Below are 17,858 nucleotides of genomic sequence, written 5' to 3'. Positions count from 1 at the left end.
GGCGACTCGCTACCTGATGAGGTCGCTGCGCTGTTTGCCCAGATCACGTATCTGGGCAAGCGAGGAGGCTTTCTTCAATTACTTGATCGACCTAAGTACATCGATCAGGAGCCAGACGAGGCGGAAGGATGGACGTTGATCTCAGCCGATCAGACGCAGTTCAAGATTGACGGGACGCTGCAAATGCTGGACGATTGCAGTTCCAAGCTCACATTTGAGCAGGCAAACATCTATAGTGGCAAGCGTATAGTTCTCGGCAAAGATCGCATTCTGCGCCACGTCGTTCTCCCTTATCGCCTGGCGAGGAGTAGTCGATCATTCAGTCTCTATGAGCGCATCAGAGAGACATGACGCGGGAGACCTCCCATGACCTTTCTTATCCACCACCTTCTCCTGACCTTCACCGCCGTCACGCCCGTTGAACTCGACGACAACGCCGGGGCTGCCGTGCGCGGTGCGAATATCAGTGCGTTCTTGAACCGCTTCTCACGGTCTGCCCGGCGGCGAGCAACGCCCGCGCCCCTACGTCTGTCCGCCCGCCGCAACCGCGCCGCTATGCACCGGGGGAAACCCTGACCTTCGGGCTGGGGCTGTTAGGGCACGCCACCGATCTTTGTCATAGCAGCGCAGGGGACGAAGTTCAAAGGCTGGGACGGCGCCTCCAGGAAAACAACGGACGGCGCGGCGCGGTGCGCCTCGCTGCCATCGACGCCTTCAATCCCCTAACCGGCGCAAAGCAACCGCTCTTCCGCGCCGGTCAACGCCAGGTTCAGGCGCCCCGCATTCCTATCGGTCCGGCAGAAGTCGCAGCGTTCGTCGCCAATCTCCCGACCGACCGCCTGATCCTGCGGTTCCTGACGTCCATGCGCCTGATCGACGGCGGTCGCCTGGTGAAACGTCCGGTACTGCGTCCACTCATTCAACGGCTCGGCATTCGCCTGACCGACCTTTTCACTGCGTATGGCGAATGTGCATTTCCACCATTGTGGACGGTTTGTGCTTGGAACGCGGCATACCGCTGACTAATGAAATAAACCCTCCCAAGCTCGTTAACTGGCCGATAGGCTTACATCGCGGGCATTTCGCTGACACATTCGGATCGAACAGGCTCCAGACTCTATGGCCTTCATCTCGGCTATGATCGGCATACCCAGGATGTAATTCGCACGTTAGCAGATCGCGCGGGGCAATTATAGTAGGATAACCAGCAAAGACACCTTTACCGGAGTCAACATGAGAAGCGCACCGTATCCCGTCAGAACAGATTGACAAAATCTTAGTATACCGACACCTGAAGTGGCTGTCCCAGACGCTTCGCCGCACACCACGCCAGCGCGCCGCGTAGCACACTGCCGGGAATATAGTATCAGCGTCTTCGGGCCAATCAGGTTCAATGCGGGCAGGAATTGCCGCTTCCTTAGCATACGTATCGTACACTCCACCAAGGAATTCGCGCAGACCACGATCACGCCGTTCCGCCAACCCCCACGCCACACGACTCGCAAAAGGCTACATACGGCATATGAACCTCGACCATCACCCCCTGCCGACGCCTCTTCGCCCAGCGCAACTTTTTACCGGCCTCATCATTGGCCGTGCAGAAATTACCACCCATCGCCGCAGGCTCAGTAACCGTCAAGCTGCTACCCAATGCCAGCCAGTAGAGTTCAGCCAGATCGGCACCGCAAGCAACCACATCATTTAGAGAATCACTCGGAAACTAGCGCCGTCATCGACCACAACCTGACCAAAGTGCAAAGCAACGAAAAACAACGCAAAGGCACTCCCCTCACTCGCCGCAGCGGGAAAGAGTCTGAGAGGTGAGAGCCACAAAGCCGAGATAGCCGTCTCACCCCTCAAAACAGTACACCCCAAACGCCGCCAACTGCACAACCTCACCCACACCACGCCGCTCACGACTGCACGGAAAGATGCCAAGTAGATCGTTACCAAGCGGTTCGGTAATGAGCACATGTGATGGGAGCGCGTTGAAATTAACTACTCCGGTCAGAATACGCTCACCGAGCGTGCGACGAATCGTTAGTACCTCGACCGGTGCTGTGGCAAGTGCTTGATAGGTGACGGTTCCATGCCGCAGCGCCGGTTCGCGTCGCCAGAGATCGAGCAGGCGCGGCAAGAGGTAATAATCGGCAATCTCTTGCCCGTTCCAAATTGCCGGCGTCAAGCCGCTGAACAGCATCACCGCCCATAACGCCTGCACCAGCCGTGAGCCGCGCAAGCCGTCGGCTAGCGGGTTGCAGTCGGCAGTATCGTGCATCTCCAGAAAGCCGATCCGGTAGGTGGCCGGATACAGCTCGGCGTAATCGGTTTGATAGGCACACCACTCAGCCGGGGTGATCCGACGCATAGCAAGATGGATGAGCATATGATGACTGGGGTAATCAAACCATCCGCCGGCGAAGTGGGCTGAATGCGGGCCAGAGAGCGTACACAGGAGCGAAAGAGATGGACGTGCAGCGATAATCTCACGTAATGCCTGTACCATCAGCGCAGTACCAGAACTCGCTCGCAACGGTGGTCGACGGATCCAGGCCGGGGCAGCCTGGTATGGTGCGATGATCCGTAAGCCATCAAGTGCAAACCGGTCGATCTGCGCGATCACCCATTGCTGCCAGTACAACCGCCAATCGGTGCGCGTCCAGTCAAAGTGATAGCCGTTCGTGGGCAAGCCTACACCCGGATGGCGAGCTGCTGCCGGCGCATCGGTCGGCACACCGATGACAAATGCCCCCGCATCGTCGCGTACAAACCATTCTGGGTGTTCACTGAGGTAGCGTGAGTCGGGCGCACAACCTTGCATCGCTATGTCAAGCAGGACGCGCATCCCGTGATGGTGGGCCGTCTCGATCAGCTGTCGAATGGCAACCTGATCGCCGCACGCCGGATCAATTCGTTCAAGATCGCCGATCAGGTGGGGACGTTCGCCAACAGTATGCCACGGCAGTATACATAGGGTGTCAATGCCAAGTGCCTTCAGTTCGGACAATTGTGCGGCAAGAACGGCAGCTCCGCCGTGTTGACGCAGATCGGTTACATAGAGAATCGCATCGCGCAACCATGACGCCGGTGGTTGTGGCAATGAAGTGCGCGCGCGGTATACGGCAAGCGCTGCCGGCCATGATCGGCGCTGTAAGCCGATCCATTGCGTGCCCACTCTTAATCGTTGTTCAGAGCGTAACCAACCGGTAACAGCTACTTCGTAAGCTAACGAGACCGCCGTACCGTTGCCCATCACATAAGGTAACGCAGCTTCATCATCACCGATATACCAACACAGTAATGTGAGCGGTAGTTCGTTATCGTATAACGCCATTACCCCTGCCCCTTGCGTAGGCGACGGTTCAAAGGCGCTCCCACCGCGCAATCCAGGGGCAAAGAAACGGCGCGGAAGCACGTTGCGATCTTGGCCGGCTGCAATCGTTAGCGGTGTTCGTGGTCGAACGCTATTGCCCGGTGCGTCAAAGGTACATCGATGCGGATCACCAACCCGCACGTTTGGTACGATCATCCGCACGCCGTATAGGCGCAGGTCGTCACCACTCACATTCTCAATCTCGATCCAACGTTCGATCACCTCGCCATCAATACGGTAGTGATCGAATAGCTTGAGCGGGCCAAGCCCAATAATGATCGTCATCACCGGTCGGTGTTCTTGCATGCTCAAGCGGTGCCAGATGTAGCGGGCAAAGGTCTGAGTAGTGATCCAACCGGTTGGGCTGCCGAGTGCAATGTCGATCCCGGTTATCGCCGGGCCAAAGCCAAGTATATTCGGACTATCATGTTGTTGGAGACGCACTAATACGCCATTCTCAGTTGACCAACCTAGCTCGTAGGTGTCGGTACGGAGAATGATCTGATCGGACTGTTCGTAGAGTTCGTATTGCATTGACCGACCAATGCGGCTGTATCAAAGATATGTCAAAAAGGCGATGGGTCTTACTCGACGCCGTTGTCCTACGTAAAGCGTTCAGATTATAATACGAATCACCGTAGCGCCTCGACTACCGGGATAATCGACTGTGAATCATGCTGAGAAGTATAGGAACGATGCATGCCTCATCTTCACCTACCTGCGACCATCCAGACCCTGCTCGATACCGCTATTGTCACCGACATAACTATCGGTTGCTCGGCGGCTTGTGTCTACCATCTGGCCCTGCCTGACTACAACCTCTATCTGAAAATCCAACCGGTAGGACTGTGCGAATCGCTCGCCCGCGAGGCGCACGTACTGCACTGGTTGCGGGGTAGATTACCGGTGCCGGAGGTGGTCGAGTATACCTACGACGAACAGCGTGAGTACCTGGTAACATCCGAAATTGCCGGTATGAACTGCGTCGCGGTTCTAGATACATTAGACCCGGAATCGATTGTGTGTATGCTCGCCGACGGGCTACGGATGATCCATGCTCTCGACATTACTCACTGTCCCTTCGACTCTCGGCTCGTTCACCGCTTAGTACAGGCACGTTACAATGTTGAGCATGATCTGGTCGATGAAGACGATTTTGACCCTGATCGGCGCGGGATCATGACAGCACGAGAGGTACTGACCGCAATCGAACAGACATCGCCACCGGAAGATGACCTCGTTTTTTCTCATGGCGACTATTGCCTGCCCAACGTTATTGTCCAAGACGGCGTCCTGCACGGTTTTGTCGATTGGGGTCGAGCCGGAATTGCCGACCGCTACCATGATCTCGCACTCGCTTCACGCAGTATTCGCTTCAATTTGGGGGAAGCAAATGAATCACTCTTTTTTGCTGCTTACGGTCTTGAGCAGGTTGATCTGACCAAGATCACCTACTACCGTCTGCTCGATGAGTTATTTTGACGGTACTCGCCTTCCTCCGTGATGGCCTCGGCGGCAGTGCGGGTAGCAAATGCCAAGATCGCCGGCCAATCCCAACCCTGCAAGAGGCCATAGACCACACCAGCACGGAAGATGTCACCGGCGCCGGTCGAGTTGGAAACCGATTGGAAGGACGGTGTCTCTTCATACCACGTCCCGTTGACCAACATGCGCGCCGGGCGCGCACCATCGGTGACGAAGACAATCGCCCCGCGCACCTGTTGTAGCAGAACAGCACGCTCACGTGGCTCAGAACCGAGCAAGGCGGCCGAAGTCACAATGACATCCGCCGCCTGTGCCAGCGGTTCATCCGGTGTGCCCACATCGCCGGCCACAACCAACCGTTCGTGGCGACGGGCAGCTAGGGCTACTTCGGCAGTATGCAAACCGTATCGACTGACACTGACAATGTAGCTGGCAGCAAGTGCTTGTGATGAAGGAGGTGCAGCAGCCGTTCCCTGTCGCAAAGCAATAATCGTGCGCTCGCCGTCAGGAGTGATCAAGATGTGACATACCGGGGTCGTTACCGTCGCATCACGCTCAACATGCGCATCCAAACCCAGCTCCTGCAACGTGGCCGCCACCAGATCGCCGGGCGGATCGTACCCTAGTCGGTCGCCGTAGAGGAGCGGTTGGACGCCCCAGCGCACCAATGCACGCGCCTCGTTGAGCGCATTACCACCGGTCATCCACCGGCTGCGAAGAGCGTGAACACCGCCGCCCAACGTGGGCCAGTGTGGTAGCCAGATGTGAAGATCGGCACAGATTGAGCCGTAGCAAAGGATGGTAGACATCGATACGATGCTCAACAATACCTTAGTGTGACCACTCGCGGCAATCTACCCGATAGGCATCGAGGTCTCGTCGTTTATGGAGCGCATTGATATTCATCCGATTGGCCGTTTCACAAAACGACTCCGGTTCGAGATGATATTCAATCACAAAAACCGGCTTCCCGCTGCGTAGAAAAGGCTGCAACGAATCACACTCATCGTAGAAAAAACACGACTCATTCAATGCCCAATCGAAATACGGTGCTAATGCTTCGCTCTGTTCACCATCATTCTTCAGTCCAATGAACAACCCACGTTGATGAGCTGCCGTAGCAAGCCAGATGTTGTAGCGTTGTTGATCGGCAGCAGTCAAGGAAAAGCCGGTCTCGTTTACATACCCATTCACATTGTCAGGGTCGACACCGTCACACCCTTTCGCTCGCGCCAAATCAAGCCGAGCCTCCATGATGGGAGTCAACAGATCAACGCGCCGGATGTCAAGCCATCGTTCACCTGACCAACCTGCCATTGCTGCTCCCAACACATCCGTCGGGAACAAATGGGCATCAGAACGCCAATCCTCATACGCGCCTGCATTAAAATAGCACATCACAAACACACCGCGTTGATGCAGCAACGCAATATCCTCCGGTGACGTATCAAACAAATCGAGATTAAATACCTCAACATCAAGATCGAGTTTCAGATCACCGGTATATTGAATCTGCCAACGCGCCTGTTGTGGTACATCGGGTCGAGGCGCATGAGGGATTGATGCGGAGACGGCAAGAGAAGAGGACGATGGAACATTCATCGGCGACCGACATGCTCCGAACAGCAGAGCAACCCACCCGACGAACCACAACGAACGCAGCACCTGCATCAAACCTCCTTCACGTTACGCTAGCATTGGCAATTGCTCACAAGACAGGCAAGACAGGGGATGCAGTTCACATCCCCTGCCTTGTCCCATCCCCATTCACGTACCGGCGGGAGCCGGTGAGGGTTGACCGCGGTTGTTGGTATGAGATCCGTTCTGGTTGTTGGTTGGTGTCGGCATCCGACTCAAGGCAATCCGCAACACCTCATCCATCGATGAGACCGGGATCAGGTTCAACTCACGGCGGACTTTTTCAGGCAGCTCGCTGATATCCTTCGCATTCTCTTTGGGCAAGATGAAGGTGCGAATCCCGGCGCGATGGGCCGCCAGAGTCTTCTCTTTCAGACCACCGATCGGCAACACCTTACCGCGCAGCGTCACCTCGCCGGTCATAGCTACATCGCGGCGCACCGGTGTACCGGTGAGCGCACTGATCAGCGCCGTCGTCAGCGTAATCCCCGCCGAGGGACCATCCTTCGGTACCGCACCTTCGGGAATGTGAATGTGAATATTCGTCTCCTCAAAGGTGTTGGGATCGATACCAAAATCGGCAGCCCGCGAGCGCACGTAGCTGACCGCCGTTTGCGCACTCTCCTTCATCACCTCACCAAGCTGACCGGTCAGTTGCAACTGACCTTTGCCCTTAAACGGCAACACCTCGATACTGAGAATATCGCCGCCGGCACTCGTCCACGCTACGCCGGTTGCTACACCAACCTCATCCTGCTCTTCGGCGATCCCGTATGTGTAGCGCTCCGGGCCAAGGTACTTGACCACGGCAGCTTCATCGATCACAAACTTCGGCGGTAGTTCACCGTTCGCTTCCGTCTGCTCGGCAACTTGACGAGCCACTTTGCGGCACAAGCTGGCGATCTCACGTTCAAGACCGCGCACACCGGCTTCGCGGGTATACTCACGGATCAGCTTCAGAATCGCGCCCTCGGTAAACTCGATCTGATCCTCTTGCAAACCGTGGAACTCACGCTGTTTGGGAATGAGGAAACCACGGGCAATCTCCAACTTCTCGTCCTCGGTGTAGCCGCCGATCTCGATAATCTCCATACGGTCGCGCAACGGTAACGGGATCGGATCGAGCTGATTAGCCGTCGCGATAAAGATCACCTTGCTCAGATCGAACGGAATTTCGAGATAGTGATCGCTGAAGGCGTTGTTTTGCTCTGGATCGAGCACCTCAAGCAGCGCCGACGTCGGATCACCGCGAAAATCCAAGCCGATCTTGTCCACTTCGTCGAGAATATAGACCGGACTTTTCGACTTAACATTCTTCATCGCCTGAATGATGCGACCGGGCATAGCGCCAATGTAGGTGCGGCGGTGCCCACGAATTTCAGCCTCATCCCGTACACCACCCAGACTGGTGCGCACAAACTTGCGCCCCAAGGCGCGCGCAATACTGCGACCGAGGCTTGTCTTGCCCACACCGGGCGGGCCAACGAAGCAGAGAATGGGAGAACGCATCTTATCACCGGCCAGTTTGCGAACGGCCAGATATTCGAGGATACGCTCTTTTACCTTCTCCAACCCATAGTGATCGGCGTCAAGCACTTTCTGAGCCTCGGTAATGCTGATCTCGGGCAATTCCTCATCGGCCCATGGCAACGAGAGGATCCAATCGAGATAGGTACGAATGACTCCCGACTCGGGGTTGTTCATCCCCTGCTGGGTCAACCGCTTCAGCTCGTGCAACGCCTGATTTTTCACGTACTCCGGCGCATCGAGTTCGTGAATCTTGCGCCGCAATTCGTCAACCGGATCATCACCCTCTTCATCCTCACCTAGCTCGCGGCGAATAATCCGCAACTGTTCGCGCAAAAAGTACTCGCGCTGACTTTGATCAAGAACTTCTTTGGTATCTTGCTGAATCTTGACCCGCAGCTTGAGGAGTTCAAGCTGTCGCGCCAACACCAGATAGACTTTGCGTAAGCGCTCAATCGGGTCGAGTGTGTTAAGAACCTCGAGCCGATCTTTAAAATCAAACGCCGGCCCCCACGTCACAATATCGGCCAAGTGGCCGGGACGGTCAATGCGATGGACGAACTGGACGGCCTCTTGCGGCACTTCGCCAAGATGCTCGACAAACTCATCAACTTGCTGCTTGACCGTCTCCATCAAGGCTTCTACTTCCAGACCACTCACCGGCGGGTCAGTATATGGCCGGCAACGTACCCGGTAGAAGGGTGTGATCTGGATCGCCTCAATAATCTGCGCCCGACTCTGGCCTTCCAGAATCACGCGGGCAGTACCGTCGTTCAGTTTGGCAAACTCTTGCAACTGAGCAATCACACCAATTGGTGGCAGATTCTGTGGTTGATTGCTCTTGTAACCCTCAAGCTGATGCTCGCGGACGAAGATCAACAAGACATCGCGATCTTCTTCCCACGCGCGCTCCATCGCACGGTAGGATTTCCCTTGCGGCACCTGCAATGGTATCGTCATGTGCGGCATGATGACCATCTCGCCGAGCACCACCATTGGTAACCGACGCTCAGGCGCTTCTTGCGGTTCATCATGCTCTTCAGGTAGATCATCAAACAATGACATTGGTTCGTTCATAGTATCCTTATCTCCTACGTTTGGCGAAAACGTTATTCCTGTTGTTCAACCCACTGCGAGCACCGGGGCAGGATCACGGAATTGCAATTCGTAGAGACGAGCATAGATCCCGCCACGGGCCAATAATTCACGATGGGTACCGATCTCCATCAATTCACCGGCAACGATCACGGCAATCCGGTCAGCGCGTCGTACCGTGCTTAAGCGATGGGCAATAATGATACTTGTCCGTCCCACCATCAGGCGCTCGAGCGCCTCTTGGACCAATCGCTCGCTCTCACTATCGAGTGAGCTGGTCGCTTCGTCGAGGATTAAGATCCGCGGATTTTTCAAGATGGCACGGGCAATCGCGATACGCTGGCGCTGACCACCGCTAAGGCGTATCCCCCGTTCACCGACCGGGGTGTCGTAACCTTCGGGAAGCTGACAGATAAATTCATGGGCATTAGCCATCTTCGCTGCGGCTTCAATCTCTGCATCACCGGCATCGAGCCGGCCATAGCGAATGTTGTCACGAATACTGCCGCTGAACAGCATGGTTTCTTGCGGCACAATTCCGATCTGTGTACGCAGCGACTGCATCTGCACCCGGCGTACATCGTAGCCGTCGATGAGAACACTGCCATCCTGCACATCGTAAAAGCGCGGGATGAGACTTACGATAGTGCTCTTGCCGGCACCGCTCGGCCCGACGAGCGCTACCATCTCACCCGGCTCGATCACCAGCGAGAAGTTGCGGAGCACGATTGGCGCAATATGACCGTTTTCGGCTCGCTGATAAGCGAACGATACATTGCGGAACTCAACCCGCCCTTGCACCGGTGGCAACGGAATGGCATCAGGCGCATCGGCAACTGCCGGCTGTTGATCGAGCAGCTCGAAGACGCGCGCAACCGCACCGAGCGCCTCTTGCACCTGCCCAAACAGGCCGGCAAATGCGCCCATCGATCCGGCGACGATCCCGGCGTAGACCAGAAACGCCACCAGATTCCCCGGCGTCAACTCGCCGGTACTTACCAGATACCCACCCACTACCAACATACCGATGAGCGTTGCCCATACGGCCAACGACATCGATGGCTGAAAGAGCGCACGGAGCCAAGCCCGCCTCATTGCCGCAGCAAGCGTTGCCTCCACCGCCGTGCGAAATCGCTCAACCTCATACGGTTCGCGTCCAAACGAACGCACCACCCGCACACCGGAAACCGTTTCTTCTAGAATACTGGTTGCATCGGCCAATCGGTCCTGCACCGTTGTCGAGATTCGCCGCAACCAGCGCCCAAAAAACACGGCAATCAAGATGAGCGTCGGTATCAAAACCAGTGCTAACGCACTGAGTTGCCACGAGACCACGATCATCAACACAATGGCCCCGATCAATTGGATCATACCTTGCAGCAGCGTGGTCAGGTTGGTCGTCACCGTCGATTGGATCAACGTCACGTCGTTGGTGATCCGCGACGTGATTTCACCGGTACGGCGCTGCTCGAAGAAAGCAAGGTCCAGTCGTTGGAGGTGCTGATACGCGGCGAGACGGAGATCGGCAACAACCCGCTCACCAACGAAGGTTAGACTATAGTTTTGAATCAGGCCGGCAACCGTCTGCCCAATAGCCACTCCACCCAACAACACAGCAATACGCCCAATCGGCAATGTCTGATTACCGGTGATCAGATTTACCATCTGACCAATAGCTAATGGCATCACCAAACTTAAGGCAGCACCGATGACCATCGCCACTACCGCAACGATCATCCAGCCTCGGTATGGTCGCAGATAGCCGAGCAGGCGCGACCAGTGAGCGCTTTCCGGTAGCGCAGGCGAGCGGATGGATTGCCATCGTAACCGCACCAATGAGTTGCTCCTCGCACGACACGGGACACCCCGCTCGTGACTACATTGCTTAGGCTAGGCGTCCCGTGTCGCTCCGTTCGAGCACGCGCACCATTCCGGTTAACACTCCTTCGAGCAGTCCGAGCAAACGATCGGCATCGGCTGACGACAAATGACCGAGTGCTGCATAAATTTGCTCACGCCGGGCCTGCTTGATTGCGGCAATCAATGCCAACCCCCGCGGCGTCACCTGTACCATCACCTGCCGACGATCCCGTTCGTGTCGGGTGCGCTCGACCAGTTGCTTATCGAGCAGTCGATCGACGACGCCGGTGAGTGCGGCTGCCGACTGTTGCGTCGCTTCGGCCAGGTCCGACATCTTGCATTCACCATTGGTTTGGGCAAGATGAAGAAGGGTATAGAACTGAGTCAGGGTCAAGTTGAAGCGTTCGTCGTCGAGCAACTGCACAAACTGGCGCTGCGCCAGCCAACTGATGCGCAGGATTACCTGCTCGATAGCATCGAGCGTTGCATGTTCGGGTAGTGTTTTGGGCTGTTCTTCCTCAGCCATGCGTGACGTTAATCCTAGCCTATGTAGATATTCAACAATGTTGAGTATATCAGAGGCAAGTAATTTTGTAAAGTCATGCGAAGCTTGTGCTCATTAGCGCGGGCTGGTGGGTGACGCAAGGAACGCAAAGGGGTATAATGCAAAGGCACAAAGCACGCAAAGGGCGCAGAGGAATGGCACCGTTTCGGAAGGCGCACGGCAGAGCGCCCCTCCGCAGGGTGCCCCAGCTTAAGGAGCAGCAATCGGCCAGTGAAACCATGCCACGAACAGATCACCGTGGGGGCGGGCACCGACATACTGACCGGCAATCGCGGCCGCACCGTTGGGCAAGCCATAGGCATTTGCGACCAATTCAGCACAAATCGCCAAACCAAACCCATAGCCACTACCACCGGTGCTGTTAAAGGTGAAACCACCGCGGAACAGGTCACTCCACTGCTGCCCAAAACGCTGCTCAAGGGCCGAATATTGTATTGTATCGATCCGATTCGCCACCACAAACCGCAAACTCGGCGATTCGCACTCAGCGATCGGAAAGATACCAACCATCACACGGTGATCGGCGCTATGGCGGGTAGCATTATTAACCAGATTATAAAACACGCGGTCGAGAGCCGAAAACTCCACGCAGCGGTCGGCCACCACCCCGTTGTAGCGCGCATCGACGATTACCTGGGCAGTACCATCGGGCAAGCGGTAATCGGCCTGATTCCACTTCTCGAGCAACAGATCAACACCATGCGCACGCAACTCAATATCGCGCGCCGTGCGAACCGGATCGATGTCCGGCAAACAGTTCCGCATAATCTTGAGATGATCGCGGGTGAGAAGATAGATCCGCTCAATATCGGCAGGCTGCACCCGCTCAACTTCGAGCAACTGAAGTTGCAATGCCAACGCCTGCAACGATCCACCACGCACATCGTGGATCACCTGACCCAATACGGGGTCAAGATGGCTAAGCGAGATTCCACGTAGCTCATTGATCAGATCAAACCAGCCCTTCTCATGCAAGAACCGGCGCAAATCGGCGTAATCAAGTCGGCGCTGTTGATCAAACATCGTAAAGATTTGGAGCAGTGTATCGTACAACCGCCGAACGACGTCTTGTACCGCAGGCGGCAGCGTATTGACACCGGCGCTGCTCCGACTACGCAAAAAAGGGTCATGGCGCAATAATGGCAAATTGCACGGTGCAAGCGCTTTAACGGATTCGTCACTGAGAGGAAATGCACCGGACATAAGACATCTCCAGTTTAAGAGGGCGAACGCATCACTCGTTCCTTCAAGATGCTTCTATACATTATTTAAACGTCATTATAACCGATCTTTAGAATATTCGGGGAATGACATTTATTTGTTTGAAAAATTTGCATATATAAAACTGTACGCTATACGAAACAGAACGGATCGATCTTCAATTTATTCGCGTAGAAAAGCGGCGCAGGCTTCCGGAATACTGGGATTGATAAAAATACCGCTCCCCATCTCAAAGCCGGCCATATATGACAGGCGCGGAACAACGGCCAGATACCAGTGAAAATAGCCATTCTCCGGCTCTTTGGCCGGGGTCGAGCGGAGGACCAGATTAAAATCAGGATCGTTGAGGCGATAGTAGAGGCGATAAAACACTTCCCGCACTACATCGGCCAGAGCGTCGAGTTCCGTTTCATCGACATGAAAAAAACTAGCCCGATGTTTCCGCGGCAAGACCCAGATGTGGAATGGGGAAGAGGCTGCGTAGAGCACAAACGCGACAAAATCATCGTTTGCATACACCAATCGTTCGTTACTGGCCAGCTCATCGGCTAGCATCGCACAAAAGACACACTGGCCGGTATCATCAAAAAACCGACGCGCCTCCTCAATCCGATGCCGAACATCAGCCGGGACTACCGGCACGGCTATCAGTTGACTATGCGGATGCTGTAACGAGGCACCGGCCCGTTCACCATGATTCTTAAAAATAACCACTTGCTCTACCCGCGGATCGGCACTCATTGCCCGACCACGCCGTAGATACATCTCCAGCACAGCCTTTACTTCGGCATTGGTCATTAACCCCAGTGTTGTATTGTGATGGGGATGCTCGATCAACACCTCGTGGTATCCATAACCGCTCAGGGTGCGCCGCAGACCATCAAAACGCCGCATCACCGGCCCATGATCGTGCAATGCCGGATACTTATTGCGAACAATGCGTAATTGCCACGGCCCGGTCGCCGGATATCGTTCGACTTCAAGGTCAAGCTCTTCGTTACCAACACAGAAGGGACATTGCGGATCGTGCAGTGGACGCTCGGCAGTGCGTGGTTGGTGTCGCGTCTCGGTGAATGCATTGGGACGGCGGGCACGTTCGCTGGCAATGATGACCCATTCACGGGTAGCAATATTCAGCCGTAATTCCGACATGAGGCTTTGCTCCACAGCGGACGGTTAGCCGCAGCTTTGCACTCTACGCTGTATTGTAGCCCCGATATGGCAGATCGGCAAGTTATATCGGTTGACAAGTCATCCCTTAATGGAATAAACTAAACATCAGATGATATGATCTTTTGGCGGAGCCATTATGACAATCACCCGACGACGGCTAGTCGAACAAGTTATCGAGCACTTACGACACCAAATTGCCACAGGCACGTACCCGATCGGTAGCCGTTTACCACCGGAGCCACAACTGATGGCCCAAATTGGGGTGGGTCGCTCGACAGTGCGTGAAGCTATTCGGGCGCTAGCTCACGAAGGACTGCTCGAAGTCCGTCAGGGTGATGGTACGTATGTGCGCGCCTTGGCTACTGCCGAACCATTGGCAACGCGGCTCCGCCAGACTAAAGTGCAAGAAGTGCATGAGGTGCGTCGTGCGCTCGAGTTAGAAGTTGTTGCACTGGCCGCCGAACGACGACATGACGAAGATCTCGCCGTGATCAAGCAGTGGTTGGCCGTCCGCTCGGCAGCTCTTGCCAACGGTGATATTACTACCGCGCTCTCTGCCGACATCGAATTGCACTGTGCTATCGCCCGCGCTACCCACAACCCCACGCTCAGCGATCTGTACCGTATATTCGCGGTTACCCTCCGTGATGCGCTCGGTGTGTTGTGGGAAGCGGCTGCACCATCGTCTGCCGATCATTCCCACGCCGATCTCGTTGCTGCCATCGCCGCCGGTGACGCCGAAACTGCCGTCGCGATAACACGCACTATTCTTGCCCGCCACGAAGCGACTATTCACTTGCATACCTCAACGGGGTAATTTTTTATGTCTCTAATACATCAGATGATCTGATGTTTTGCAAAGTCTTGCACACTGTTGTATTACGCACGAAAGGTTGTTGAGCGTGGAACTCTTCGATCTCATCTTAATCTTCACCGCTGCATTGTTGGCCGGTGCATTGAATGCGATTGCGGGCGGCGGGAGCTTCTTTTCTTTTCCAGCCCTTTTAGTCGCCGGCGTGTCACCAATCGTCGCCAATGCTACAAATGCGTTGGCACTCTGGCCGGGCACGCTGGCGAGTGTTGGTGCATACCGGCGCGAACTGAGTGGTCAACGGAACGATATTTGGCTCTTCAGCGGGTTGAGCCTGCTCGGTGGACTGCTCGGTGCGCTGTTGTTGCTCGCTACCGATGAACAACGTTTTACCGCCTTGATCCCGTACCTGTTACTCTTTGCTACCCTGATCTTTACATTTAGCCCACAGATTACCACCGTAGCCCAACGGCTGGTCGGGCATAGCAGTCGTCAGCAACGCCTGTTGGTCACGGTTGTCTATTTGGCTATTGCCATCTACGGTGGTTTTTTTGGTGCCGGACTGGGGATTCTCACCCTCGCGGCTTTGGCATTGCTCGGCCACGAGAATATTCATCGAATGAATGCGTTGAAGACATTGCAAGCTGCGCTGGTGAATGGGATCGCCGTCCTGACCTTCGTTGTGACCGGCTTGATCGCGTGGTTGCCGGCATTGGTGATGACCGCCGGCGCTATTATCGGTGGCTATGGGGGAGCTGCTATTGCCCGCCGCATTGACGCCCGCCGGGTTCGCACCGTGGTTGTGTGGATCAGCATCGGTTTGACGGTCTGGTTTTTTGTGCGCGGATGATGATCGCCATACGTAAGGTCGGATGATGAGGGGGCAGCGGTGCGCTCACTCTGCCTGCGGCGCTGCAATACGCGCCCGGCGGATCGCCCGGACGTGATCGGAGGTTACGCTACCGGCAAGGTAAACCAGAACGTCGAACCACGCCCCTCTTGGCTACTAGCCCAAATCCGACCACCGTGCCCTTCGACCAAATGTTTGGCAATCGCCAACCCCAAACCGGTGCCGCCGGTGTGACGAGTACGTGCCCGGTCAACTTTGTAGAAGCGCTCAAAGATACGCCGAATATCGCGACTAGGAATGCCAATACCGGTATCGCGCACACTGATCAAGATCCACGTACCCGCCGAATGCGGCGGTCGATCTGTCCGCGAGGGCGGATCATCGACGGCAAGATGCAACACTTGGGCGGTAACGGTGATGGTTCCACCTTCGGGGGTAAACTTAACCGCGTTGTGTAACAAATTGAGCAGCACCTGCCCAATCCGATCACCGTCCATTAACGCGAGCGGTAGATCGGATACCAGTTCGGTACAGATAGTATGGCATTTGCGTTCGGCTTGGGGACGGATACGCTCGATTGCCCGCTCTATCACCGGCCAGACGGCTAGCGGCTCCAGCTTTAGCGAAACCCGACCCGACTCGAGACGTGATAACTCGTGCAGTTCATCAACTAGTTGGGTAACGGCATCGATCTCTTGGGCCATCTGTTCAAGCATCCGAGCAGCGATATCGGGCGGTGGAGTCGATTGCAACGTCTCAACCAACAATTTGAGCGAAGCTAACGGCGTGCGCAATTCGTGCGACACATTAGCGACCAGATCACGCCGCGCGCGCTCTAACATACTGATTTGGGTTAAATCACGGATTGTGATCAGCGCACCGACAATATCCCGTGAAGCGGTGTATAACGGGATAAATTGCAAGTGGAGTGTGCGCCCGGTTGCGAGTGGACGGATCGTTAATTCACGTTGCTCACCGTCAATCATCGCATCGTGCGCTAATCGGTCAGCTTGATGATCGCGCACCAACGTGATCAACCCACTCCCACGCATATCAGGCTGACCGGCCAACAAATGGATGGCTGTATCGTTATGAAAGACGATTTGACATGCGCGATTGACGACGATGACACCGGTATCGATGGTTTGAACAAGGGCGACAAAGAGGGGCTGACAGTTGGGAAGGCCAAGCTGAAGCGATGGATCGTCCGGTGGAAGTGATGATGAGAGGGTAAGCGTCATTACCTCATCCTGTTCCGCAGCAGATAGTGCAGCAGTAGTATCTTGGTCACGGGCAACACGTAAGCGTTCAAGCTGACGCCCCCAGCGCACGGTGAAGATCAGGCTCACCGTTAACACAACCGTCGCCACCGTCAGCGTCAATTCCAACAGCGTCATTGGCTTACTGTTGTCCCATCAACCGGAGGTTCAAATCGGTACCCAACACCACGCACCGTCTGGATATACGTCGGCTTACTGGGATCAGGTTCAATCTTCTCACGCAACCAGCGAATATGGACATCGACGGTGCGGCTATCACCGATAAAATCCTGCCCCCATACTCGTTCGAGCAACAGATCGCGGGTCAGAGCGATGCCACGGTTGCGCATAAGACACGTCAGGAGGTCGAACTCCTTTTGCGGCAGGTTTAGTTCTTGACCATCACGCCATGCACGACGACTACTGGCATCAACCCGGATCGAACCCGCCTCTAATACTTCACGCACAATCGAATGCGGCTGCCGTTCACTACGGCGCAAAATAGCCCGCACACGCGCGAGAAACTCACCGAGGCTAAACGGTTTGCTGATGTAGTCATCGGCGCCGAGTTCAAGACCGGCAATCCGATCAACTTCATCTTGGCGTGCGGTAAGCATGATTATCGGTACGTCACTCTCTTGGCGTAGAATCCGACAGACCGAAAACCCATCAAGGCGGGGGAGCATAATATCGAGCACCACGAGATCGGGCTGATCACGGCGGGCACGATCAAGCCCTTGTACGCCATCGCCGGCGATAATGACCGCATACCCTTCTCGTTCAAGATTGTAGCGTAGCGTTTCGGCCAGTGTCGTCTCGTCTTCGACAATCAAAACCGTCGCCATATCCACTCCACACATAATGACCGCCGGTAAGTAGCCGGCGGTCACTGCCTCTCGGTGACAATGGTCGGGGCGGAGGGATTTGAACCCACGACCCCCGCGTCCCAAACGCGGTGCTCTACCAGGCTGAGCCACGCCCCGACGCCATTAAGGTTAGCA

15 protein-coding genes, 1 tRNA gene and 1 pseudogene are annotated in these 17,858 nt (G+C 55.5%); 5 read left to right on the top strand and 12 right to left on the bottom strand.

From position 1 onward, the window contains the following. Both AC01ZF_RS16655 and AC01ZF_RS16650 read left to right on the top strand, forming a co-directional pair. Nucleotides 1–351 (top strand): annotated as a pseudogene (locus tag AC01ZF_RS16655) (hypothetical protein); the annotation flags it as partial. A gap of 338 nt (nt 352–689) precedes the next feature. Then, a complete protein-coding gene (locus tag AC01ZF_RS16650) occupies nt 690–1,022 on the top strand; it encodes a hypothetical protein (protein ID WP_476575519.1) in 333 nt (110 codons plus the stop codon). Nucleotides 1,023–1,465: 443 nt separating this feature from the next. Here AC01ZF_RS16650 and AC01ZF_RS16645 read toward each other — a convergent pair whose 3' ends face one another. Both AC01ZF_RS16645 and AC01ZF_RS16640 read right to left on the bottom strand, forming a co-directional pair. Next, nucleotides 1,466–1,696 carry a hypothetical protein gene (locus tag AC01ZF_RS16645; protein ID WP_424675018.1) on the bottom strand — a complete coding sequence of 77 codons (231 nt, stop codon included), beginning with the start codon at nt 1,694–1,696 and terminating at the stop codon, nt 1,466–1,468. A gap of 153 nt (nt 1,697–1,849) precedes the next feature. Continuing rightward, nucleotides 1,850–3,907, bottom strand: a complete 2,058-nt coding sequence (locus AC01ZF_RS16640; RefSeq protein WP_428131268.1) for an alpha-amylase family protein — start codon at nt 3,905–3,907, stop codon at nt 1,850–1,852. 165 nt (nt 3,908–4,072) lie between these two features. On the opposite strand from AC01ZF_RS16640, the gene AC01ZF_RS16635 reads away from it, so the two are divergent. Beyond that, nucleotides 4,073–4,855 carry an APH(3') family aminoglycoside O-phosphotransferase gene (locus tag AC01ZF_RS16635; protein WP_424675020.1) on the top strand — a complete coding sequence of 261 codons (783 nt, stop codon included), beginning with the start codon at nt 4,073–4,075 and terminating at the stop codon, nt 4,853–4,855. On the opposite strand, the gene AC01ZF_RS16630 is transcribed toward AC01ZF_RS16635, so the two are convergent. The 7 genes from AC01ZF_RS16630 to galT form a co-directional block, all read right to left on the bottom strand. Next, entirely contained in the window at nt 4,828–5,667 is an 840-nt protein-coding gene (locus tag AC01ZF_RS16630) for a carbohydrate kinase family protein (RefSeq protein WP_424675021.1), read from the bottom strand. The two genes, AC01ZF_RS16635 and AC01ZF_RS16630, sit on opposite strands and share 28 nt — an antisense overlap. 22 nt (nt 5,668–5,689) lie before the next feature. Continuing rightward, complete coding sequence (locus AC01ZF_RS16625; RefSeq protein ID WP_428111142.1) at nt 5,690–6,529, bottom strand: endo alpha-1,4 polygalactosaminidase; 840 nt, start codon at nt 6,527–6,529, stop codon at nt 5,690–5,692. A gap of 96 nt (nt 6,530–6,625) precedes the next feature. After that, on the bottom strand, nt 6,626–9,100 hold the full coding sequence (lon, locus tag AC01ZF_RS16620; RefSeq protein ID WP_424675023.1) for an endopeptidase La: 2,475 nt from the start codon (nt 9,098–9,100) through the stop codon (nt 6,626–6,628). Between the two features lie 45 nt (nt 9,101–9,145). Then, nucleotides 9,146–10,951 carry an ABC transporter ATP-binding protein gene (locus AC01ZF_RS16615; RefSeq protein WP_476575518.1) on the bottom strand — a complete coding sequence of 602 codons (1,806 nt, stop codon included), beginning with the start codon at nt 10,949–10,951 and terminating at the stop codon, nt 9,146–9,148. 52 nt (nt 10,952–11,003) lie between these two features. Next, nucleotides 11,004–11,504 carry a MarR family winged helix-turn-helix transcriptional regulator gene (locus tag AC01ZF_RS16610; RefSeq protein WP_424675024.1) on the bottom strand — a complete coding sequence of 167 codons (501 nt, stop codon included), beginning with the start codon at nt 11,502–11,504 and terminating at the stop codon, nt 11,004–11,006. A 228-nt stretch (nt 11,505–11,732) separates the two neighbouring features. Next, on the bottom strand, nt 11,733–12,746 hold the full coding sequence (locus tag AC01ZF_RS16605) for an ATP-binding protein (protein ID WP_428111145.1): 1,014 nt from the start codon (nt 12,744–12,746) through the stop codon (nt 11,733–11,735). Nucleotides 12,747–12,926: 180 nt separating this feature from the next. Then, nucleotides 12,927–13,916 carry a galactose-1-phosphate uridylyltransferase gene (gene galT, locus AC01ZF_RS16600; RefSeq protein WP_424675026.1) on the bottom strand — a complete coding sequence of 330 codons (990 nt, stop codon included), beginning with the start codon at nt 13,914–13,916 and terminating at the stop codon, nt 12,927–12,929. A 157-nt stretch (nt 13,917–14,073) separates the two neighbouring features. Here galT and AC01ZF_RS16595 point away from each other — a divergent pair, with 157 nt between their 5' ends. Continuing rightward, complete coding sequence (locus AC01ZF_RS16595) at nt 14,074–14,754, top strand: FadR/GntR family transcriptional regulator (protein WP_424675027.1); 681 nt, start codon at nt 14,074–14,076, stop codon at nt 14,752–14,754. 85 nt (nt 14,755–14,839) lie between these two features. Continuing rightward, on the top strand, nt 14,840–15,598 hold the full coding sequence (locus tag AC01ZF_RS16590; protein WP_424675028.1) for a sulfite exporter TauE/SafE family protein: 759 nt from the start codon (nt 14,840–14,842) through the stop codon (nt 15,596–15,598). A gap of 104 nt (nt 15,599–15,702) precedes the next feature. On the opposite strand, the gene AC01ZF_RS16585 is transcribed toward AC01ZF_RS16590, so the two are convergent. The 3 genes from AC01ZF_RS16585 to AC01ZF_RS16575 form a co-directional block, all read right to left on the bottom strand. Continuing rightward, nucleotides 15,703–16,995, bottom strand: a complete 1,293-nt coding sequence (locus tag AC01ZF_RS16585) for a sensor histidine kinase (protein ID WP_428111147.1) — start codon at nt 16,993–16,995, stop codon at nt 15,703–15,705. Continuing rightward, nucleotides 16,992–17,702 carry a response regulator transcription factor gene (locus AC01ZF_RS16580; RefSeq protein WP_424675030.1) on the bottom strand — a complete coding sequence of 237 codons (711 nt, stop codon included), beginning with the start codon at nt 17,700–17,702 and terminating at the stop codon, nt 16,992–16,994. The genes AC01ZF_RS16585 and AC01ZF_RS16580 overlap by 4 nt, the downstream gene beginning before the upstream one ends. A gap of 61 nt (nt 17,703–17,763) precedes the next feature. After that, nucleotides 17,764–17,840 (bottom strand) — tRNA-Pro (locus tag AC01ZF_RS16575). Nucleotides 17,841–17,858 lie beyond the last annotated feature (18 nt).

It is taken from the genome of Chloroflexus sp., assembly GCF_056331925.1.
Note: the sequence above shows the minus strand (reverse complement) of the source record. Positions and strands in the feature narration are given on the sequence as shown.